Source organism: Nocardia transvalensis, from assembly GCF_015477765.1.
GTDB classification, from domain to species: Bacteria; Actinomycetota; Actinomycetes; order Mycobacteriales; family Mycobacteriaceae; genus Nocardia; species Nocardia transvalensis_A.
The window spans coordinates 631,098-651,992 of sequence record NZ_JADLQQ010000003.1; the positions used below are offsets into that span (position 1 = coordinate 631,098).

A 20,895-nucleotide genomic window follows, 5' to 3' on the forward strand; every position below is an offset into this window, starting at 1 on the left:
GCTTCCGTCGGACGACCTCCGTGACGAGCAGGAAGGCAGGTGCACGATGAGCCGAGCGGACAACGACATCGTGCGGGCGTTGCTGGACCGCGCGGGCACCAGCTATGCCGCCGAGGCGGGAATCACGCTGGCGGACAAGCCCGCACCGCTGTTCCAACTGCTCATGCTGGCCCAGTTGCTGAGCACCCGGATCTCCGCCGAGATCGCGGTGGCCGCCGCCCGGGAACTGGTGCGCTCCGGCTACAAGACACCGCAGCGGGTCGCCGACGCCGACTGGCAGGAACTCGTGGACGCCCTGGGCCGCGCCCATTACAAGCGCTACGACGAATCCACCGCGACCCGCCTCGGCGCCAACGCCGCCATGCTCCTGGACCGCTACCAGGGCGACCTGCGCCGCCTGGCCGCCGAGGCCGACCACGACCCGAACCGGCTGGCGCAGCTGTTGCAGAAGTTCCAGGGCATCGGCCCGGTGGGCGCCGACATCTTCCTGCGCGAGGTCCAGGACACCTGGACCTGGGTCCGCCCGCACTTCGACGAGCGCGCCCGCAAGGGAGCCGAGAAACTCCGCCTCCCCACCACCCCCGACGCACTCGACCGCCTGAGCCCCTCCGGCCACGAGGCGGAATTCGCCGCGGCCCTCGTGCGGGTGGCCCTGGATCGCGAACTCGCGGACCAGGTGCTGTCCGCTACCTCCTGACGTCTTCTCCACGATCGCGCCGGGACCGCGGCCCGTCACTGCTGCGTGTCCCACGTCACTGCGGCGTGTGCCCGTCATTCCGGCGCGCTCCAGGCCGGAGGCAAAGATTTTCTCCGGATCGGGAATGGACGGCGCAGGTCACCCGTTGAGCAGTACGACAATGTTGAGCGATGTAGGCTCAAGTCCCAGGTTGACTCGTCTCGGGTCGGCATGCAGGATTGAGTCGACCAGGCTCAGTGTTGCTGGGAATGTACGTCACTTAGGAGGAACCCACTATGGCTCGTGCGGTCGGTATCGACCTCGGGACCACGAACTCGGTTATCGCCGTCCTCGAGGGCGGTGAGCCGGTCGTCGTTGCCAACTCGGAGGGATCGCGCACCACTCCCTCGATCGTCGCCTTCGCGAAGAACGGTGAGGTGCTGGTCGGCCAGCCCGCCAAGAACCAGGCCGTCACCAACGTCGACCGCACCGTGAAGTCGGTCAAGCGGCACATGGGCGAGAACAACTGGAACATCGACATCGACGCCAAGAAGTACACGCCGCAGGAGATCAGCGCGCGCGTGCTCATGAAGCTCAAGCGCGACGCCGAGTCCTACCTCGGTGAGGAGATCACCGACGCGGTCATCACCGTTCCGGCGTACTTCGAGGACGCCCAGCGTCAGGCCACCAAGGAGGCCGGCCAGATCGCCGGCCTGAACGTGCTGCGGATCGTCAACGAGCCCACCGCGGCCGCGCTCGCGTACGGCCTGGACAAGGGCTCGAAGGAGCAGACCATCCTGGTCTTCGACCTCGGTGGCGGCACCTTCGACGTCTCGCTGCTGGAGATCGGCGAGGGCGTCGTCGAGGTCCGCGCCACCGCCGGTGACAACCACCTCGGCGGCGACGACTGGGACAACCGCATCGTCGACTGGCTGGTCGACAAGTTCAAGGGCCAGACCGGCATCGACCTGACCAAGGACAAGATGGCCCTGCAGCGGCTGCGTGAGGCCGCCGAGAAGGCCAAGATCGAGCTGTCCTCGAGCCAGAGCACCTCGATCAACCTGCCCTACATCACCGTCGACGCCGAGAAGAACCCGCTGTTCCTGGACGAGCAGCTGAGCCGCGCCGAGTTCCAGAAGATCACCTCGGATCTGCTCGACCGCACCCGTCAGCCGTTCCAGCAGGTCATCAAGGACGCCGGCATCTCGGTCAAGGACATCGATCACGTCGTCCTCGTGGGTGGTTCGACCCGTATGCCCGCCGTCACCGAGCTGGTGCGCGAGCTGACCGGCGGCAAGGAGCCCAACAAGGGCGTGAACCCGGACGAGGTCGTCGCCGTCGGCGCCGCCCTGCAGGCCGGTGTGCTCAAGGGCGAGGTCAAGGACGTCCTGCTGCTCGATGTGACCCCGCTGTCGCTGGGCATCGAGACCAAGGGCGGCGTGATGACCAAGCTCATCGAGCGCAACACCACCATCCCGACCAAGCGGTCGGAGACCTTCACCACCGCCGACGACAACCAGCCGTCGGTGCAGATCCAGGTCTATCAGGGTGAGCGCGAGATCGCCTCGCACAACAAGCTGCTCGGCTCCTTCGAGCTGACCGGCATCCCGCCGGCTCCGCGCGGTGTGCCCCAGATCGAGGTCACCTTCGACATCGACGCCAACGGCATCGTGCACGTGACCGCGAAGGATAAGGGCACGGGTAAAGAGAACACGATCAAGATCCAGGACGGCTCCGGCCTGTCCAAGGAGGAGATCGACCGGATGGTCAAGGATGCCGAGGCGCACGCCGAGGAGGACCGCAAGCGGCGCGAGGAGGCGGAGACCCGCAACCAGGCCGAGTCGCTGGTGCACCAGACCGAGAAGTTCATCAAGGACAACGAGGACAAGGTCCCGGCCGACGTCAAGACCAAGGTCGAGGCGGCTATCGCCGACGCCAACGAGGCGCTGAAGGGCACCGACATCGCGGCCATCAAGTCCGCGGTGGAGAAGCTGGCCACCGAGTCGCAGGCCCTGGGCCAGGCGATCTACGAGGCCAGCGCGTCGGATGCGGCGGCCTCCGGAAACGGTGCGGGCCCGACCCAGAACACCGATGACACCGTTGTCGACGCCGAGGTTGTGGAAGAGCCGGAGAAGAAGTGACGGATAAGAGCCCGGAACAGGAACCGGTCACCATCGTGGACAAGCGAAAGGTCGATCCGGAGACGGGTGAAGTCCGTGAGCCTGCGGCGGCGTCGGATGGCGCCGCCGCGGCTCCGGCCGCCGATTCGGCTGCGGCCCAGGAGCCTTCGGCCCCCGCCGAGGCTCAGGCCCCCGCCGGAGAGAACGGATCCGCCACGCTTGCCGACACCATCAGTACGGAACTCGCCGAGCGCACCGCCGATCTGCAGCGGCTGACCGCCGAATACGCCAACTACCGTCGCCGCGTCGAACGCGACCGCAAGTCCGCGGTGGAGACGGCCAAGGCCGCGGTGGTCACCGAACTGCTCGGCGTGCTCGACGATCTGGATCGCGCTCGTGCGCACGGCGACCTGGAGTCCGGACCGCTGAAGTCGGTCGCGGACAAGCTGGTCGACGCGCTGAAGAAGCAGGGCCTCGAGGAATTCGGCGCCGAGGGCGAGCCCTTCGACCCGACCCTGCACGAGGCCGTGCAGCACGAGGGCGAGGGCCACGATCCGGTGATCGGCGTGGTGATGCGCAAGGGTTACCGCTTCGGTGACCGCGTGCTGCGGCACGCGCTTGTCGGAGTCACCGACGGGGTAACAGATCTGGTGGGCGAGAGCTCATCGGATACGGCGAACGCTGGCTCGGATGCCGGCACAGGCGAGCAGTAAGAAGAAAGGAGGAGATGCCCGGTGAATCGGGAGTGGTTGGAAAAAGACTTCTACAAAGAACTGGGTATTTCCTCCAGCGCCACCCAGGACGAGGTCAAGAAGGCCTACCGCAAGCTGGCCCGTGATCTGCACCCGGACAAGAATCCGGGGGATGTCAAGGCCGAGGAGCGGTTCAAGGCCGTCAGCGAGGCACATGCCGTGCTGTCGGATCCCGAGAAGCGCAAGGAGTACGACGAGGCGCGGCGGCTGTTCGCCAGCGGCGGCTTCGGTCGTGGCGGATTCTCGCCGGGTGGTGGCTACGCCGGACAGGGCGGCTTCAGCGAGTTCAACCTGGGCGACATCTTCGGCGGCGCGGCCGCTGCCGGGGATGGTGGCCTGGGTGACCTGCTGGGCGGCCTGTTCAATCGCGGCGGCGCCGGGACGCGCGCATCGTCGCGGCCCCGGCGCGGCAGCGATGTGGAGACCGAGACGACCCTCGGCTTCCGCGAGGCCGCGCAGGGTGTGACCGTCCCGCTGCGCATGACCAGTCCGTCGCCGTGCACCACCTGTCACGGCAGCGGCGCCAAGCTGGGCACGAGCCCGCGAGTCTGCCCGCACTGCAATGGAACCGGCGTGATCAGCCGCAACCAGGGTGCGTTCGGATTCAGCGAGCCGTGCGACGACTGCCGCGGGACCGGGTCGATCATCGACGACCCGTGCTCGGACTGCCGCGGCACCGGCATTCAGAACCGGACCCGCACCATCACGGTGCGGATTCCGCCGGGTGTGCGCGACGGTCAGCGAATTCGGTTGGCGGGCCAGGGCGAAGCGGGCCTGCGGGGCGCCCCGGCGGGCGACCTGTATGTCACCGTGCACGTCAGCCAGGACAAGGTCTTCGGCCGCAACGGCGACGACCTGACCCTGGTGCTGCCCGTCAGCTATGCCGAATTGGTGCTGGGCACAACGGTTTCCGTGCCGACGCTGGACGGCCGGGTGGGCGTGAAGGTGCCGCCGGGCACCGCCGACGGCCGGACCCTGCGGGTGCGCGGGCGCGGTGTGCCCAAGCGCGGCGGTGGCGCCGGTGACCTGCTGGTGACCGTGAAGGTCGCGGTGCCGCAGAAGCTGGACGACAATGCCTCCGAGGCGCTGCGGCGCTATGCGGAGGCAGAGAAGGCCAGCGGGTTCGACCCGCGTGCCGGATGGGCAGGTGCGTGATGAACGGTGATCCGAAGAAGGGAACGGGTAGTAGCACCGAGTACTTCATGATCTCGGTGGCGGCTCAGCTGGCGGGTATGCACGCGCAGACGCTGCGTACCTACGACCGGCTGGGTCTGGTGACGCCGCAACGCACTTCGGGCGGCGGCCGGCGCTACTCGGCGCGGGATGTGGAGCTGCTGCGCGAGGTGCAGCGACTGTCCCAGGACGAGGGCGTGAACCTGGCCGGTATCAAACGGATCATCGAACTCACCAATCAGGTCGAGGAGCTGCAGCAGCGGGTCCGCGATCTGACCGCCGAGGTCGAGCGCCTGCGCTCGCGCTATCTGCCCGAGTTGTCGCCACCCCAGCGCAGTACGGCGCTGGTGGTGTGGCAGCCGCGCAACAAGCGCCGGTAGGTTCGATCGAGAACATCTGCGAGACAGCACCTCTGGAAGCAGGGGTGCTGTTTCTTTTTCTCCTTCGCCCGAGTGCGTTTTGTTGCGAGGTATGTGCTGCGATTACATTCGTATCGAACGGATTTGGGGGAGTGGGACGTTCGTGCCGATATGGCGGTGGTGATGGCGCGAGTGTTGCCAGAAGGTCCGTTTCGGTGCCATTGTCCGGTTGTGGCACCGCCATTTTGGTAGCTAACGGATAGCTGCAAATCCGAGTTTTTCAAATAGAACCGTGCAGAACTACTGAGCCGCAGCACAAAAGAAACGGCGTGTCGTTTGACGGACGGTCTGTTTCCTGGGGGCTTCACGCTCCGGCGCCTGGTTTAGAAGGAATTACACACGTGTTGTTTAAACATCACGTTCCGTAGCTGGCAAACCTCGCTTACACTCGTCTGCATCGGCTGCTGTCGAGTGTCCCGCAGCACCTCACTCGCCGGCACGGACCGTGTTCTCGTGCGAAATGGGGTTGTGAGACAAATGGATTCGCGGACCGTCGCATTGATAAGAACGACGTTCAAGGCGGTTGCTGCGGAGGAGGGGGGACCGGAGAGGCTGGCACGATCGTTCTACGCCGTTCTGTTCACCGAACATCCGCAAGTTCGCGACTTCTTTCCGGCCGCCCTCGACGCGCAGCGTGACCGCTTGGTCAAGGCCATCGCCTATACGGTCGATCGGCTGGAGGAGCCGAACAAACTGCTCCCCTTCCTGGCTCAGCTCGGGCGTGACCACCGCAAGTACGGTGTCTCCGCGGAACACTATGTGGCGGTGTCGAAGACGCTGAAGACGGCCATGTGCGCCTACGCGGGTACCGAACTGTGGACCGACGAGGTGGATCGCGCGTGGGACGAGGGGCTCGGCGTCATTACGCAGACCATGGCCGGGGCCGCGGAGCAGGAGGACACGCCCCCGTACTGGACCGGCACCGTGATCGAACATCGTGAGGTGCTCCGCAATCTGGTCGTGGTGCGGCTGAAGCTGGATCAGCCTATGCAGTATGCCGCCGGGCAGTACACGAGTGTGCAGATCCCCGCCCGGCCGCGCATGTGGCGGTATCTCTCGCCCGCCATTCCCGCGAATGCCAATGCAGAGATCGAATTTCATATCCGCAGCGTCACCGGCGGCTGGGTGAGCCCGGCGATGGTCGGGCATACCGGAGTCGGCGATCAATGGTTGCTCGGTTCACCGCTGGGCGGACTCGGCGTCCCCCGCAACACGCGGCGCAAAATGCTGATGGTCGGCTGCGGCACCGGCATCGCGCCGCTGCGTGCTCAACTGATGGCGATGACGCGGCGGCGATCCAATCCGAAGGTGCATCTGTTCGTCGGCGGCCACCACCCCTGCGACCTCTACGACCTGCAGACCCTCAGCGAACTGGCCGTCGCCAACAAATGGCTCACCGTCACCCCCGTCGTAGAGACCACCGAAAACCCGTGGTGGTACTACGATCCCGGCGACCACCAACCGGAATACCCGGGCCTGGAACCCCGCCGCGTCGGACAGATAGGCAAAGTGGTCGCCGGTTGCGGCCCCTGGAAGGACCACGACGTCCAAATAGTCGGCTCCCCGTCGATGGTGCAGACCACCAAGTTCCGCCTGATGGCCGCAGGCACACCAACGAAGAACATCCGCCACGATCCGCTTTTTTGACCCTGCTTTCGGCCGGGATCAAACCCCTTCGTAGCGAATGGCTTCCGCGGGGGTGCCGGTCTGGATGAGCCGGTCCACCGTCGCGCGGGTCATGCCCGGCGAGCCGCACACGAGTACTTGGTGATTCAGCAGTGGCCCCATATCGCCGATGACGTCGGGCAGGGTGCCCTCGAGCATTTCGTCGACCTCGAAACCCACGTCCACGCGGCAGTTTTCGTACCACTCGTCGACCCAGTTGGGGTCGTCGGCGCTGTCCACCACGGGAACCACGGTCAGCCAGGGTAATTCGCCCGCCAGCAGGTACAGCATGTCCGAGGCGTAGAGGTCGCGGGGGGAGCGGCCGCCGATGAACAGGTGGGTGCGGGGCGGTTCGGGGCGGCGGGACAGATCCAGCAGCAGCGAGCGCATGGGAGCCAAACCCGTTCCGCCCGCGATCATCACGACGTCGGTGGCCCAGTCGTCGACGGCCAGCCAGCCCGCCGGTTCGCTGATCCGCCACTCGTCACCCGGGCGGGTGTCGGCCACGATCGAGCCGCTGCACCAGCCGCCCGGGACCGTGCGCACATGGAACTCCAGCTTGCCGTCGAGCGAGGGCGGCAGCGCGGGGGACAACCGGCGACGCAGGCCGGGGTGTTGCGGCACCTGCACTTCCACCGACTGGCCCGCGGTGAACGGCACGAATTCCCCGATCAGCCGGATCACCGCGATATCGTGGCGCAGCCGGTGATGGCCCACCACGGTCGAGCTCCACTCCTGGGCCCCGAGGCCGAGTTCCCCTGTCTCGTCGGGGCCGATGGTCACTGAAATCCCCTCTCGCCGTGGACCTACACCGGATCCGTCATGATGATCTGCTCCGGCGTCCCGACCGCCAACAGCGCGCGCTTGGTATCGGCGATCATGCGTGCCGAACCCGCGATCTGAATCTGCCGGTCGGCCCAGGCGCCGAAACTGGCCACCACCGCGCCCAGGTTACCGATAAGCCGCCGATGCATGCCGAACGGCGGATCGGCGGGCGGATGCGGATGCCACCAGGGGTTGGATTCGTTCTCGCACACCGGAACCACGGTCAGCCACGGGTTGCTCAGCGACAGCTGCCACATGTTCTCCACGTCGTACAGATCACAGGGATAGCGCCCGCCGATGAAGAAGTGCACCCGCGGGTTCATGCCGCGCCGCCCCATCTCGATCAACTGGGCGCGCAGCGGTGCGATCCCGGTACCCGACCCGATCATGAGCACATCGCGGCCGCTGTCCCGGTCCACATGCAGCCCGCCCAGCGGTCCCGCGATCAGCCACTTGTCCCCGACCTGCGTCTCGTTCACGATGCCCGGGCTCACCCACCCGGTGCGCACCTTGCGGACATGGAATTCGATCTCCCCGTACGGATTCGTCGGAATCGCCGGGGACAGATAGCGCCACATCTTCGGCCGCTGCGGAATCGACACCGGCACATACTGTCCGGCCTGATACGGAATCGGGCTCTCCGACTGCAGCCGCACGATCGCCAGATCGTCCAGGACGCGGCGGTGCCCGACCACCGTGGCCTCCCAATACGGTTGCGATTTGTCCGAATTGGCGCCGATCGCCATCGAGGCCGAGATCAGGATGCCGATATCGCGCCAGCCCTCCTCCAGCTCGCGACTCCAGGTCATGCCGTTGACCCCGCCCGCCCCGTGATAGGTGCGGAAGGCGGCGACCAGCGCGCGCCCGGCGATGTCGTAGTGGGCCGCTTCGACACCGTATTTGCGGTGATCGCGGGCCAGCTGCTCGAGAAAGCGCTGGGCCCGATCCCAGTCCTCGAGGTGATCGAGCACGAACTGGATCGCGGTGACCACCTTCTTGGGCATCATGTCCATCGCGGGCGGGAACAATTCGCGCAGCGCCGGGTTCTCGGCGAACATGTGACCGAAGAACGCGCTGATCAACCGTTCGGGGCCGTTCGGCGCCTCGAGTATCGACCGGAAGTTGGCGCGGACCAGCGCTGCCGAACGCGCATCCACGACGTCGAGCTCCCTTTCTGCATGTACCTGCCCGGGGACCGCACGCCGACCGGCGGTCCTTTCGCGGTCAAGTATCCCCGAAAAAACCGTGGTCGCACGGTTATGAGGGGATTGCCATACCCACAACTACCGGTAGCCAAACGCGGACGAGCCGTCGCCGGTTCCCGTCAGATGATCAGCACGGCCTTGCCGCGATCCTCCGCGTCGAGCATCTCGGGAAGATCGATCAGCGGGCGGGCCACATCGACGGGGACCACCATGTCACCGTCCACCACTCGTTGCAGTACCCGGCGCAGCTCGGCGGCGTCGCCGGTGGGTTCGATATTGCCACCCCGCAGGCCGTGTGTGTGCAGGACGGTCGCATCGGCGGAGCCGAGGGTGCTGTAAACCTTGCCGCCGGTCCGCACCACGCGGCAGAGATAGGTCAGGGTCGCGGGCGCGGAGACCGGGTCGAACAGCACGTCCACGCCGTCGGGATGGCTGGCGTGCATCTGGTCCACGACGCGTGCCTGGATGTAGTCGACGACCTCGGCCGCGCCCAGGCGGATCATCCGGTCGGTGTCCTCGGGCCGGGCGATGGCGATCACGTGGGCACCGGCCGCGGCGGCCAACTGCATCGCGAACGAGCCGACGTCGCCGGCCGCGCCGTTGACGAGAACCCGCTGTCCCGGAGTGAGTCCCGCGGCGTCGACGAGGCGCTGCGCGGTGAGCCCGGCCGTCGGCAGCGCGGCGGCCTGCACCGTGGCGATCTGGTCCGGAATGCGGGCGACGGTGCCGTCGGCGGGCGTGGTGGTGTATTCGGCGAAGGTGCCGTGGCCGACGGGTGGGGTCAGGAACGCGCCGACCACCCGGTCGCCGACGGCGAAGGAGGTCACGTCCGCGCCGATGGCCGACACCGTTCCGGCGCCGTCGACGCCAGGGATCATCGGGAAGTCGTGCGGGTACCGGTCCTTCAGCAGGCCGTCCATGATCAGCCGGTCGTACCCGGTCAGCCCGGCGGCGGCGAGGCGGATGAGCAGGTGGCCCGAGCCGGTGTCCGGAATCGGCATGTCCGCGGGTTCCGGGATGTCGCCGAACTCGTGTACCACCATCGCGCGCATCGTCGCTCCGTTCGTTCCGGACGGAATTTGCTGGTCAGAGGGTGTAGTAGAAGTTTGGACGGTCCGAGTCATCCTAGGCGGATTCGACCGTTTCGTTACGTAACCGAGGGTTGTGCGGTTCGGTTCGGCGCGTAGCGTCGGCCGTGGACGACTCGGACGATTGCTATTCGCGCCGAAATTCCCCAAACTTGAGCGGAACAGACTCAACTCCTGCTGCGTTGGATCTGTCGGAGGTAGTGCCCGATCGCCAGCGAAAGATGCCGGCACTGCCGTGAAACGACTAGTAGGAAGGTGACAGTGGACTCGTTCAATCCCACCACCAAGACCCAGGCGGCGCTGACCGCCGCCCTGCAGGCGGCCTCCGCCGCAGGTAATCCGGAGATCCGTCCGGGGCACTTGTTGGTGGCGTTGCTGGATCAGACCGACGGCATCGCCGCCCCCCTGCTGAAGGCCGTCGGCGTCGACCCGGCAACGGTGCGACGCGAGGCCCAGGACATCGTCGACCGGCTGCCCCGGGCGACCGGTGCCACCACCACCCCGCAGCTGGGCCGCGAGGCGCTGGCCGCGATCACCGCCGCGCAGCGGCTGGCCACCGAACTCGGTGACGAGTACGTCTCCACCGAACATCTGATGGTCGGCCTGGCCGAGGGGGATTCGGATGTCTCCCAGCTGCTGCTGAAGTACGGCGCGACCACGGACGCGCTGCGCGAGGCGTTCACCGCCGTACGCGGCAACGCCCGGGTCACCTCGCCCGATCCGGAGGGCACCTATCAGGCACTGGAGAAGTACTCCACCGATCTGACCGCCGCCGCCCGCGAGGGCAAACTCGATCCGGTCATCGGCCGCGACACCGAGATCCGCCGCGTCGTGCAGGTGCTGAGCCGCCGCACCAAGAACAATCCGGTGCTGATCGGCGAGCCCGGCGTCGGTAAGACCGCCATCGTCGAGGGCCTGGCTCAGCGCATCGTGGCCGGTGACGTGCCCGAGTCGCTGCGCGGCAAGCGACTGATCGCACTGGATCTGGGTGCGATGGTCGCCGGTGCGAAGTATCGCGGCGAGTTCGAGGAACGGCTCAAGGCGGTGCTGGAGGAGATCAAGTCCAGTGCCGGGCAGATCATCACCTTCATCGACGAGCTGCACACCATCGTCGGCGCCGGCGCCACCGGCGAATCGGCCATGGACGCGGGCAATATGATCAAGCCGATGCTGGCCCGCGGTGAGCTGCGCCTGGTCGGCGCGACCACGCTCGACGAGTACCGCAAGCACATCGAGAAGGATCCGGCCCTGGAGCGGCGCTTCCAGCAGGTGCTGGTCGGCGAGCCGTCGGTCGAGGACACCATCGGCATCCTGCGCGGTCTCAAGGAGCGCTACGAGGTGCACCACGGCGTGCGCATCACCGACTCCGCGCTGGTGGCCGCGGCCACGCTCTCGGATCGCTACATCACCTCACGGTTCCTGCCGGACAAGGCGATTGATTTGGTCGACGAGTCGGCCTCGCGGCTGCGCATGGAGATCGACTCGCGGCCGGTGGAGATCGATGAGATCGAGCGCGCGGTGCGCCGCCTCGAGATCGAGGAGATGGCACTGGCCAAGGAGACCGACGAGGCCTCCAAGCAGCGTCTGGAGAAGCTGCGCCAAGAGCTCGCCGACGACCGCGAGAAGTTGAACCAGCTGATGACCCGCTGGCAGAACGAGAAGCAGGCCATCGACTCGGTGCGCGTCATCAAGGAGCAGCTGGAATCGCTGAAGGGCGAATCCGAACGCGCCGAACGCGACGGTGATCTGGGCAAGGCCGCCGAGCTGCGCTACGGGCGCATCCCGAAGCTGGAGAAGGAGCTCGCCGAGGCCGAGAAGAAGGCCGGTGCGGCGCCGGACGGGCAGGTCATGCTCAAGGAGGAGGTCGGCCCGGACGATATCGCCGAGGTGGTCTCGTCGTGGACCGGTGTCCCCGTGGGCCGCATGCTCGAGGGGGAGACCCAGAAGCTGCTGCGCATGGAGGAGGAGCTGGGCAAGCGGGTCGTCGGTCAGACCGATGCCGTGCAGGCGGTGTCGGACGCGGTGCGCCGCGCCCGCGCCGGGGTCGCGGACCCGAACCGGCCGACCGGCTCGTTCATGTTCGTCGGCCCGACCGGTGTGGGTAAGACCGAGCTGGCGAAGGCGTTGGCGGACTTCCTGTTCGACGACGAGCGCGCCATGATCCGCATCGATATGAGCGAGTACTCCGAGAAGCATTCGGTGGCTCGGCTGGTCGGCGCCCCGCCCGGATACGTCGGTTACGACCAGGGCGGTCAGCTGACCGAGGCGGTGCGGCGGCGGCCGTACACGGTGGTGCTGTTCGACGAGATCGAGAAGGCCCACCCGGACGTGTTCGACGTCCTGCTGCAGGTGCTCGACGAGGGCCGGTTGACCGACGGCCAGGGCCGCACGGTCGACTTCCGGAACACGATTCTGATCCTGACCTCCAACCTGGGTGCGGGCGGCGACAAGGACCACGTCATGAACGCGGTGCGCTCGGCGTTCAAGCCCGAGTTCCTCAACCGCCTCGACGACGTGGTCATGTTCCACGCCCTCGATGAGGAACAGCTGGAGGAGATCGTCGACATCCAGCTGGCCCAGCTGCAGAAGCGCCTCGCCCAGCGCCGCCTGAAGCTGGACGTGAGCGATTCGGCCCGCTTCTGGCTGGCCGTCCGCGGCTACGACCCGGTCTACGGCGCCCGCCCGCTCCGCAGGCTGATCCAGCAGGCCATCGGCGATTCGCTGGCCAAGGAACTGTTGGCCGGTGAGGTCAAAGATGGTGACCTGGTGAAGGTCGGTGTCGCGCCGGATGGTGACGGCTTGATCGTCGGGCGGTGACCGCAGGCCCCGTCATCTCGGCCCTAGGGGGGCCGAGATGACGGGGATGTGGGGGGCTGGCGCCGGGGATGTGGGGGGTGGCTGGTGCCGGGGATGTGGGGGGTGGCTGGCGTCGGGATGCGGTGGTCGACGATGTGGGGGATGTGGGACGGCCCAGCGTCTGGGCTACTTCCCTGACCTATTCGGCGACAGCACCTACGCTGGTCTTCATGACGAATCCGAGCGACCCGTGGGCGCAGCGACCGGATTCGCCCGATGCGCCGACCGAGCAGGTCGGGGTGCCGGGGCGACCGGGTGAGCCGCGACTGCACACGACGGAATACTCGGAGGCGTACGGCTACGGGGCCACTGCGACGGAACCGTATCAGTACTTCGATCAGCCGCCCGGGCCCAACGCCACCCGGGTGCTGCCGCCGTACGAAAACCAGTGGGGCGCCTACGAGTCGCAGGCCTACGACACCCAGTGGGACACCTCCGCCGCGCCGCCACCGGGTGGGCCCGGCGGGCCCTACGGCCCCACCGGCCTGCCGCCGCAGCCGCCGCGCCGTAACCGCACGGGTCTGTGGATCGCCCTCACCCTCGGCATTTTCGTCCTGGTCGTGCTGGGTGGGGTCGCGGTCGGGATGTTGATGTCGGGGAACGACTCGTCCTCGTCAACGGCTTCCGCCACCACCACCCGTTCGGCGCCGACCGCCATCCCGGTGATCCCGCCCCGCTCCACCGGCGGACCGCAGTCCAGCCTGCCGCCGCTGCCCGGTCTCGGCGATATCGACGGCATCGGCGCCACCATGGGCACGATCAAGACCAACGACGGCGCCACCCTGACCATCGATTCGCTGCTCGGCTCGACCGTCACCGTGCACACCGACGACAAGACCCAGGTGATCGCCTCGGGCGCGAGCAAGGTCGCCGATCTGCACCCCGGCGACATGGTTGTGGTGCAGGGCGACAAGGGCTCCGACGGTTCGATCAAGGCCGAGATCATCATCTCCACCATGCTGACCGGCCCGCGGTGACCCCATAAAGCCGCCCGACAGCACGCCGGAATGACGGGGCGCACGCGCCGGATTCCGAGCACACAGCACTAGACTCGACACCGATGGCGATGACGGCGATGTGGTTCGGGCTTGCGGCGATCGCACTGGTGGGTGCGATCGTGCTGCTGTATTTCGATCGGCTCCAGCGGCAGCGGACCGGTCACGTGCGTCAGGTGTGGGCGAAATCGCAGGGCTACACCTACGTCTCGGTCGAGCCCTCGCTGGCATCGACCTGGCGGCGCGGGGCGATGGCCAAGCTGGGCTATCTCTCCGCGGTCGACGTGGTCTCCGGCAACCGTCGCGGCGAGAAATTCGTGCTGTTCGATCTCGAGGACGCCGCGACGCTGGTGGCCGTGCGCCGCCAGATCGGCTCCGACATCGATATCGACCTGCGCCTGAAGACGGCCTCGCCGCCCAAGGACGCCGACCTGGAACTGCTCGGCGCGATCGGCGATCGCGTCGTCTTCGCCACCAATCCCGATATCGCCCGGCACGCCGTCGATCAGCGCATGGTCGCCTTCATCGAAACCCTGCCCGACACCGTGCAGCAGCTGTGGAGTGAGGGCAATTGGACCCTGGGCATGCTGCCGGTGGGCACCGCCTCGCGCGACTGGGAAGCCGCGATCGATGCGGTGCTGCGCCTATCCGGGCTGTTGCACGTCCTGCCGCCGGTGGCCGGCGGGGAACACGGCCGGGTCGACTCCGACACGCACGACCCGGGTCGCCCGCAGCCCCGGAATCCGGAGGCCGCGGAGGACGACGAACCGTCGTCGGATCGCCCCGCCGCCGCACGCGTGCTGCCGCCGCAGCCGGAGCAGGACTACGACGACCGGTACGAGCCCGAACCCTTCGAACGCGCGCCCTACGACGATCGCCCCCAGGACCGGTACGAGTACCGCGACGAGGATTCCGACGACTACGCCCCGCTCGTCAAAGACATTGCGGGAGAAACGGATTCGGAGCCGCCGCGCCGCCCGGCGCTGGCCGTCGTGCCCGACCCGCGCAACCGGGTCCGGCGCAACTGGCCGCCCGCGGAGGAACTGCCGGAGGACGAGGACGAGCCCGCCGCAGAGGATTTCGAGGACACGTTCGCCGAGGACGAGATGCCCGAGCGTCCCGGCGGCCCGTTCCATCCCGGATTCCGCCCGTATCAGGGCCCAGCGCCCCGATGACGGGCGAGATGATGACTCGATGACCGATACCCCCGCCGCCGCGCGTCTGCCCGGCGCCACCCGTCCCGTGGCCGTGGTCACCGGTCCCACTTCCGGTATCGGGCAGGGTTATGCGGTGCGGTTGGCCTCACTCGGCTACGACCTGGTGCTGGTTGCCCGCGACGAACAGCGCCTGAATGCGCTGGCCGAGGACGTCTCGCGGCGCTTCGCCACCCGCGCGCAGGTGCTGCGCGCCGATCTGACCGACGCTGCCGACCGTGAACGAGTGGCCGCGCGGATCGCCGAGGGTGTCGATTTCCTGGTCAACAGTGCGGGCACCGGGCTGGCGGGTGATTTCTGGACCGTCGATCCGGCGGACCTGCAACGACTGCTCGACCTCAACGTCACCGCCCTGGTCCAGCTGACCCGTGCGGCGCTGCCGCCGATGATCGCCGCCGCGAAGGGGACGGTGGTGAACGTGGCCGGCGTGGCGGGCCTGCTCCCCGGACGTGGATCGGCCTACTCGGCCTCCAAGGCCTACGTCATATCCTTATCCGAAGGTTTGGCCGGCGGGCTGGTGGGTACCGGGGTCCGGGTGCAGGCGCTGTGCCCGGGATTCGTGCAGACAGAATTTCATCGGCGTGCCGGGCTCGACGTGTCGTCGTTGCCGAAGCCACTGTGGCTCGAGGTGGATCGGGTCGTGGCGGGTTCGCTGCGCGATCTGGAGAAGGACCGGGTGATCAGCGTGCCCGGTGTGCAGTACAAAGCGCTGGCGGCGGTCGCCGGGCTGCTCCCGCGGTCCCTGCAGGGCCGCCTCAACCGAGGCATGTTCAACGCACGCGGAAGGACGTAAAACATGATCGAGTCGACCACTGACCGAGATAGATTGGCCGAGCTCGTCCGCGAGCTCGCCGTCGTGCACGGCAAGGTCATCCTGTCTTCGGGCAAGGAGGCCGACTACTACGTGGACCTGCGGCGGGCGACCCTGCATCACCAGGCCGCCCCGCTGATCGGCACATTGCTGCGGGAACTGGTATCGGACTGGGAGTTCGACGCGGTGGGCGGGCTCACCATGGGCGCCGATCCGGTCGCACTGGCGATGTTGCACGCGCCGGGCCGCCCACTGGATGCGTTCGTGGTGCGCAAGGCCGCCAAGACGCACGGCATGCAGCGCCAGATCGAGGGTCCGGACGTGGCCGGTAAGCGGGTGCTGGTGGTGGAAGACACCACCACGACCGGCAATTCGCCGCTGACCGCCGTGCGGGCGCTCCGCAACGCCGGAGCAACCGTGGTCGGCGTGGCCACCGTGGTGGATCGGGAGACCGGGGCCGACCAGGTGATCGCGGCCGAGGGCCTGGAGTACCGGTCCATTCTCGGTCTGAAGGATCTGGCGCTGGGCTGAGCGCCCGCGCCGCGCGCTGGACGTGCTGCATCTTACGCTGGGCGTTCCCAGCTGGCTGGGTTAGCCTTGACGCTGTTGGTCCGTCAGTGGTGAAGGGTCGTGTGAGGCACCGTGGTGAGCATTGCAGTCAACAGGGGTCGCGAAAATGTAGCGATGCTCGGCATCGGCGCCTACCGACCCAAGCGCATCGTCAGCAACGCCGAGGTGTGCGAGGTTCTCGACTCCACGCCCGAGTGGATCTTCGAGCGCACCGGGATCCGCAACCGCCGCTGGATCAGTGGCGAGGAGACGCTGCGGTCGATCGCGGCGGCCGCGGGTGAGCGGGCGCTCGTCAACAGCGGGATCGATCGCGCGAAGGTCGGCACCTTGATCCTGGCCACCTCGAGCTGGCTGAAACTGACCCCGCACGGCGCGCCCACCGTCGCCTACGACCTGGGGATCAACGGTATTCCGGCATTCGACCTCACCTCCGGCTGCGGCGGATTCGGCTATGCCCTCGGCGTGGCCGCCGATCTGATCCGCGCCGGTTCGTCCGAATACGTGCTTGTGATCGGCGCGGAGACGATGACCGTGGGCCTGGACCCGACCGATCGCGGCACCGCGATGATCTTCGGTGACGGCGCGGGCGCGGTCGTGGTGGGCCCCAGCGAGGAGAACGGCATCTCCCCGACGGTGTGGGGCAGCGACGGCGAGAATGCCGAGGCCATCTCCCAGGACGTCGACTTCCTCGAATTCATGAACAAGGCGCAGGCCATGCAGGGGACCGATCCGGCGGTCGATCCGGTGGGCCGGATGTCGCTGCGCATGGAGGGCCAGCGGGTGTTCCGCTGGGCGGCGGTCACGCTGCCGCGGGCGCTGTCCACCGCACTCGAGGTGTCCGGGGTGGCCAAGGAGGACATCGAGGTCTTCATCCCGCATCAGGCCAACGCCCGCATCAACGAGCTGATGAAGAAGAACCTGGGCCTGGCCGACGACATCCCGATGGCCGGTGACATCGAGAACACGGGCAATACCTCCGCCGCCTCCATCCCGCTGGCGATGGAGGAGATGCTGGTGACGGGGAAGGCCAAGGGTGGTCAGCTGGCGCTGGTGCTCGGCTTCGGTGCCGGGCTGAGCTACGCCGGTCAGGTGGTCACGCTGCCGCCCGCCCCGGCCGAGCCGAGCTTCTGAGACAAGTGCCCCGCCCATTCCGCGCGGCCTATGTGGGTGCCGCCGCGGCAACAGTGTTCGGCGCCGTGACCGGACGTGATCGCGTGCAGTGGGTGGCGAAGCCGCTGCTGATGCCGTTGCTGGCCGCCGATGTGCTGCACAGCGGCCGCGGGCTCGCGGCCGCCGATCGGGCGCTGCTGCTCGGGTCGCTGGCCGCCGCCACGGCCGGTGATGTGCTGCTCATCGATCCCGACGACGATCGGCGGCTGGTCGCGGGCGCGTCGGCATTCGCGGTGATGCAGACGGGTTATTCGGTGCTGTGGTGGCGCCACGGCGCTCGCCCTCGCGGGGCGGTGGCCCTTCCGCGCGTACTGGCCTGGCTCGGTGCGGGTGCGCTGCTGCGGGCACAGGCGCCGAATCTCGCCGGGCCTCTGACCGGTTACGGTGCGACCCTCGGCACCGCCGCGGTCCTCGCCTCCGACCCGCAGCTGGCTCCGGAGGCGAAAACCGTTGCGGGAATGAATATTCCGGCACGCAGCCCGCGCAGCCGTCTCGGCCTGGGCGCCCTGCTGTTCACCGTCTCCGACGGCCTGATCGTGCTCCGCCGCCTGTTCGCCCGCACTGCCCGCTCCCGGCGCGTGAGCGAGGGCGTGATCCTATCGACTTACGCTGCCGCGCAGTACCTTCTGACAGATCTGCGCGTGCACCGAGGGTAGCTTCCACGCGCACGTTCACATGCACACGATGATCCGGTCCCGGTCCATCGGATCCACCCTGATCGAAAGCTTCTCTCCCACAGCGATTTTCGACCGATCGACCGGCGCGACATCGAAAACGATCCGGCCGTGATAGGGCTCCGTCCCCGGCACGGTCAGCTCGAGGTCCAACTCCGTCAGCTCCGTGTAATGGTCGGTGCGCTCGAGCGGGTGCACGGCCTCGATGGTCGCCCACCCCTCCAGCCCGTGCCGCAGCAGCCGTCGATCGGCCCGCGAGGGCCGCTGGGCCAGCAGCATCCCCAGCCCGACGCACGAACCGAACATCCCCACCAGCGCCACGACCTGATACGGCAGCGTTCCCGGCGGCGTGCGCTCGAGCACCCAACCCAGCCAGAGCCCGAGCAGGATCAGGTACCCGACGGTCACGCCGAGCACGGTGCGAAGAATGCGCGCGTGGTCCATGGCTGCCTCCACCACCGCTGCCGTCTTTCCAGGATAGGTGGGGAGTAGCCCGGTTCGCTCAGGACTTGAGCCGCAGGACGGCCAGCACCCTGCGGTGATGCATATCCGACGGCGGCAGCTCCAGCTTCAGGAAGATATTGCCGATGTGCTTCTCGACGGCGCGTTCGGTGACGGTGAGCGCCTGCGCGATCGCGGCATTCGACAATCCCTGGGCCATCAGTTCCAGCACCTCGCGCTCGCGCGGGGTCAGGCGGGTCAGCGAATCCTGCTGGCGCGCGGCACCCATCAACTGGCTCACCACCTCCGGGTCCAGGGCGGTGCCGCCGGTCGCGACCCGCTGCAGGGCGTCCACGAATTCGCGCACGTCGGCCACTCGATCCTTGAGCAGATAGCCGACCCCGTTGGCGCCACCGGCGAGAAGTTCGGTGGCATACCGGGTTTCGACCCACTGGGAGAACACCAGCACGCCGGTGCCGGGGAATTTGCGGCGCAGTTCGATGGCGGCCAGCAGACCCTCGTCGGTGAAGGTGGGCGGCATGCGCACATCCACCACCGCCACATCGGGCCGGTGCTCGGCGACCACCTCGTTGAGCCGGGTGGCGTCGCCGACCATGGCGACCACCTCGTGGCCGCGTTCGGTGAGCAATCCGGCCAGCCCGTCGCGCAGGATGGCGCTGTCCTCGGCGATCACGATGCGCAGCGTGCTCATCGTGGCCCCGCACTCGGCAGCGTGAGAGTGACGACGGTGGGTCCGCCGACCGGGCTGTCCACGGTGAGCGCGCCGTCCACCGACCGCGCCCGCGCCGCCAGACCCGACAGTCCGCCGCCGATGGCGGCCTCCCCGTTCGGCACGGCCGGCTGCAGCACTCCGCCGCGGCCGTTGTCGCGCACGCTGACCGCGATGGTTCCCCCGGCCGACGGCACCACCGACACCCAGGCCCGATCGGCTCCGGAATGTTTGACCACATTGGTGAGCAGTTCGGCGACGGAGAAGTAGGCGATGGCCTCGATCGCCGGCGACGGCCGCTGCGGCAGCGCGACACGCAGTTCGACCGGGACCGAACAGCGCGCGGCCAGCGTCTCGAGCGCGGGTTCGAGACCCAGTTCGAGGGCGGGCGGATGAATGCCGCGCACCAGTTCCCGCAGTTCGGTCAGCGCCTCCTTGGAGCTGGCCCGGGCGTCGGCGATCAGGTCGGTGGCATCGGTGCCCGCGGTGATCCGCTCTTCGGCGCGGCCCAGGGTCATCGCGATCGTCACCAGTCGCGCTTGGGTGCCGTCGTGCAGGTCGCGCTCGAGGCGGCGCAGGGTGGCGGCCGAATCCTCGACGGCGACGCGGCGGCTCTCCTGCAGCTCCGCCACGCGGCGGTCCGCGCCGGTCGGGGTGAGCAGCGCCAACGCCAACAGCCGGTGCAGCTGGCATACCCCGCGGATCAGCCACGGCAGCGCGAAGCAGGCGATCACGCCGAGGGCGGACAGTCCGAGGGCGCGGGGCCAGGTGTCGATGTAGAAGTCGCCGAACTGGGCAATCGAATGACGTTCGTTCCCTTGGGCATCCACATTGATCGGGTGGAACAGTGCCCACGGGATCACCGAGATCGCGGTGAACACCGTCATCGCGATGAGGACGAGGACGAAGTAGCCGCCGAACAGACCGAGCGCCACCTCACCCACCAGGAACGCCAGCGCCCGCCATGAGGTGACGTCGGTGAGCACGCTGCGGAACCAGCCGAACAATCCCGGCCGGGGCGAGAACGCCGGTGGCGCGGGCATCGGCGTGGCCAGCAGCTTGGCATTGAGCATGCGATAGATCCGACCCCAGACCCGTCCGCTCAACAACACCAGCGCTGTGGGAGCGCCGAGCAGAAAGATCGAGGGCGCGAGACTTGCCGGATACGCGACCAAGACATACACCATGGCGATGAAGCCGAGCGGTGCGGCTACGATGAGAAAGGCCAGTTCCCGCCAGGTCCGGGCCTCGAACGGCGCCCGCAGGACGGCGCGCGCTACCCGCGTCGCGGTGGGCTCGGTCGGCTCGAGCACGACGGTCGGTTGGATCGAGGTCTCGGTCATAGCTTTCATGCTGGTCGTTGCGGTGGTCGGAGGCGATGGAGCAGCCCACCGAATCGGTGGTGTAGCCAGCCCCACCTACCGCCCGGCCATGCCAGACTATCCGGCACAGAGGTCGCGGCACCGGCGTGGACACCGCTGCACGGCTACGATGTCGCGCGTGAGTTATCC

General features: G+C 67.8%; 19 protein-coding genes. 13 read left to right on the forward strand and 6 right to left on the reverse strand.

Annotated features, from left to right (window positions below; genetic code table 11):
- The first annotated feature begins 46 nt into the window (after positions 1-46).
- From IU452_RS10950 to IU452_RS10975, 6 genes are all read left to right on the forward strand, one after another.
- Entirely contained in the window at positions 47-697 is a 651-nt protein-coding gene (locus IU452_RS10950) for an endonuclease (protein ID WP_195108822.1), read from the forward strand.
- A gap of 275 nt (positions 698-972) precedes the next feature.
- Positions 973-2,817, forward strand: coding sequence for a molecular chaperone DnaK (dnaK, locus tag IU452_RS10955; protein WP_195108823.1), 1,845 nt, complete (start codon positions 973-975; stop codon positions 2,815-2,817).
- Entirely contained in the window at positions 2,814-3,509 is a 696-nt protein-coding gene (grpE, locus tag IU452_RS10960) for a nucleotide exchange factor GrpE (protein WP_195108824.1), read from the forward strand. The genes dnaK and grpE overlap by 4 nt, the downstream gene beginning before the upstream one ends.
- 21 nt (positions 3,510-3,530) lie before the next feature.
- Complete coding sequence (dnaJ, locus tag IU452_RS10965; RefSeq protein ID WP_195108825.1) at positions 3,531-4,703, forward strand: molecular chaperone DnaJ; 1,173 nt, start codon at positions 3,531-3,533, stop codon at positions 4,701-4,703.
- Positions 4,703-5,101: a heat shock protein transcriptional repressor HspR gene (locus tag IU452_RS10970; RefSeq protein WP_195108826.1), complete on the forward strand. Its 399-nt coding sequence runs from the start codon at positions 4,703-4,705 to the stop codon at positions 5,099-5,101. Before dnaJ ends, IU452_RS10970 begins: the two co-directional genes overlap by 1 nt.
- Before the next feature lie 516 nt (positions 5,102-5,617).
- On the forward strand, positions 5,618-6,787 hold the full coding sequence (locus tag IU452_RS10975; RefSeq protein ID WP_195108827.1) for a globin domain-containing protein: 1,170 nt from the start codon (positions 5,618-5,620) through the stop codon (positions 6,785-6,787).
- An 18-nt stretch (positions 6,788-6,805) separates the two neighbouring features.
- On the opposite strand, the gene IU452_RS10980 is transcribed toward IU452_RS10975, so the two are convergent.
- From IU452_RS10980 to IU452_RS10990, 3 genes are all read right to left on the reverse strand, one after another.
- Positions 6,806-7,588 (reverse strand): FAD-binding oxidoreductase, encoded by a 783-nt coding sequence (locus tag IU452_RS10980; protein WP_195108828.1) that lies wholly within the window; start codon positions 7,586-7,588, stop codon positions 6,806-6,808.
- Between the two features lie 23 nt (positions 7,589-7,611).
- On the reverse strand, positions 7,612-8,787 hold the full coding sequence (locus tag IU452_RS10985; RefSeq protein ID WP_195108829.1) for an FAD-binding oxidoreductase: 1,176 nt from the start codon (positions 8,785-8,787) through the stop codon (positions 7,612-7,614).
- A 167-nt stretch (positions 8,788-8,954) separates the two neighbouring features.
- Entirely contained in the window at positions 8,955-9,878 is a 924-nt protein-coding gene (locus IU452_RS10990; RefSeq protein ID WP_195108830.1) for an NADP-dependent oxidoreductase, read from the reverse strand.
- A gap of 306 nt (positions 9,879-10,184) precedes the next feature.
- Between IU452_RS10990 and clpB the strand changes: the two genes are divergently transcribed.
- From clpB to IU452_RS11025, 7 genes are all read left to right on the forward strand, one after another.
- Positions 10,185-12,740: an ATP-dependent chaperone ClpB gene (gene clpB, locus IU452_RS10995; RefSeq protein ID WP_195108831.1), complete on the forward strand. Its 2,556-nt coding sequence runs from the start codon at positions 10,185-10,187 to the stop codon at positions 12,738-12,740.
- Between the two features lie 209 nt (positions 12,741-12,949).
- Positions 12,950-13,756, forward strand: coding sequence for a DUF5666 domain-containing protein (locus tag IU452_RS11000; RefSeq protein ID WP_195108832.1), 807 nt, complete (start codon positions 12,950-12,952; stop codon positions 13,754-13,756).
- 83 nt (positions 13,757-13,839) lie between these two features.
- The gene (locus IU452_RS11005) at positions 13,840-14,949 is read left to right on the forward strand and encodes a hypothetical protein (RefSeq protein WP_324192548.1); all 1,110 of its coding nucleotides are present in this window, start codon (positions 13,840-13,842) and stop codon (positions 14,947-14,949) included.
- Between the two features lie 19 nt (positions 14,950-14,968).
- A complete protein-coding gene (locus IU452_RS11010; RefSeq protein ID WP_195108833.1) occupies positions 14,969-15,781 on the forward strand; it encodes an SDR family NAD(P)-dependent oxidoreductase in 813 nt (270 codons plus the stop codon).
- 3 nt (positions 15,782-15,784) lie between these two features.
- Complete coding sequence (gene pyrE, locus IU452_RS11015) at positions 15,785-16,330, forward strand: orotate phosphoribosyltransferase (RefSeq protein ID WP_195108834.1); 546 nt, start codon at positions 15,785-15,787, stop codon at positions 16,328-16,330.
- Positions 16,331-16,441: 111 nt separating this feature from the next.
- The gene (locus IU452_RS11020) at positions 16,442-17,500 is read left to right on the forward strand and encodes a beta-ketoacyl-ACP synthase III (RefSeq protein WP_195108835.1); all 1,059 of its coding nucleotides are present in this window, start codon (positions 16,442-16,444) and stop codon (positions 17,498-17,500) included.
- Positions 17,501-17,505: 5 nt separating this feature from the next.
- On the forward strand, positions 17,506-18,195 hold the full coding sequence (locus IU452_RS11025; protein WP_324192549.1) for a lysoplasmalogenase: 690 nt from the start codon (positions 17,506-17,508) through the stop codon (positions 18,193-18,195).
- A 15-nt stretch (positions 18,196-18,210) separates the two neighbouring features.
- On the opposite strand, the gene IU452_RS11030 is transcribed toward IU452_RS11025, so the two are convergent.
- Genes IU452_RS11030 through IU452_RS11040 form a run of 3 tightly spaced genes read right to left on the reverse strand, consistent with a single transcriptional unit; the run spans position 18,211 to position 20,727 of the window.
- Positions 18,211-18,657, reverse strand: a complete 447-nt coding sequence (locus tag IU452_RS11030) for a hypothetical protein (RefSeq protein WP_195108836.1) — start codon at positions 18,655-18,657, stop codon at positions 18,211-18,213.
- A 58-nt stretch (positions 18,658-18,715) separates the two neighbouring features.
- Positions 18,716-19,366, reverse strand: a complete 651-nt coding sequence (locus IU452_RS11035; RefSeq protein WP_195108837.1) for a LuxR C-terminal-related transcriptional regulator — start codon at positions 19,364-19,366, stop codon at positions 18,716-18,718.
- Complete coding sequence (locus IU452_RS11040; RefSeq protein ID WP_228817125.1) at positions 19,363-20,727, reverse strand: sensor histidine kinase; 1,365 nt, start codon at positions 20,725-20,727, stop codon at positions 19,363-19,365. Before IU452_RS11040 ends, IU452_RS11035 begins: the two co-directional genes overlap by 4 nt.
- Positions 20,728-20,895 lie beyond the last annotated feature (168 nt).

What these genes read in the sequence shown, in the direction of transcription:
- IU452_RS10950 (WP_195108822.1), top strand. Translation starts at nt 47, where the DNA reads ATGAGCCGAGCGGACAACGACATCGTGCGGGCGTTGCTGGACCGCGCG.
- dnaK (WP_195108823.1), top strand. Translation starts at nt 973, where the DNA reads ATGGCTCGTGCGGTCGGTATCGACCTCGGGACCACGAACTCGGTTATC.
- IU452_RS10970 (WP_195108826.1), top strand. Translation starts at nt 4,703, where the DNA reads ATGAACGGTGATCCGAAGAAGGGAACGGGTAGTAGCACCGAGTACTTC.
- IU452_RS10975 (WP_195108827.1), top strand. Translation starts at nt 5,618, where the DNA reads ATGGATTCGCGGACCGTCGCATTGATAAGAACGACGTTCAAGGCGGTT.
- IU452_RS10990 (WP_195108830.1), bottom strand. Translation starts at nt 9,878, where the DNA reads ATGGTGGTACACGAGTTCGGCGACATCCCGGAACCCGCGGACATGCCG.
- IU452_RS11000 (WP_195108832.1), top strand. Translation starts at nt 12,950, where the DNA reads ATGACGAATCCGAGCGACCCGTGGGCGCAGCGACCGGATTCGCCCGAT.
- IU452_RS11005 (WP_324192548.1), top strand. Translation starts at nt 13,840, where the DNA reads ATGGCGATGACGGCGATGTGGTTCGGGCTTGCGGCGATCGCACTGGTG.
- IU452_RS11010 (WP_195108833.1), top strand. Translation starts at nt 14,969, where the DNA reads ATGACCGATACCCCCGCCGCCGCGCGTCTGCCCGGCGCCACCCGTCCC.
- pyrE (WP_195108834.1), top strand. Translation starts at nt 15,785, where the DNA reads ATGATCGAGTCGACCACTGACCGAGATAGATTGGCCGAGCTCGTCCGC.
- IU452_RS11030 (WP_195108836.1), bottom strand. Translation starts at nt 18,657, where the DNA reads ATGGACCACGCGCGCATTCTTCGCACCGTGCTCGGCGTGACCGTCGGG.
- IU452_RS11035 (WP_195108837.1), bottom strand. Translation starts at nt 19,366, where the DNA reads ATGAGCACGCTGCGCATCGTGATCGCCGAGGACAGCGCCATCCTGCGC.
- IU452_RS11040 (WP_228817125.1), bottom strand. Translation starts at nt 20,727, where the DNA reads ATGACCGAGACCTCGATCCAACCGACCGTCGTGCTCGAGCCGACCGAG.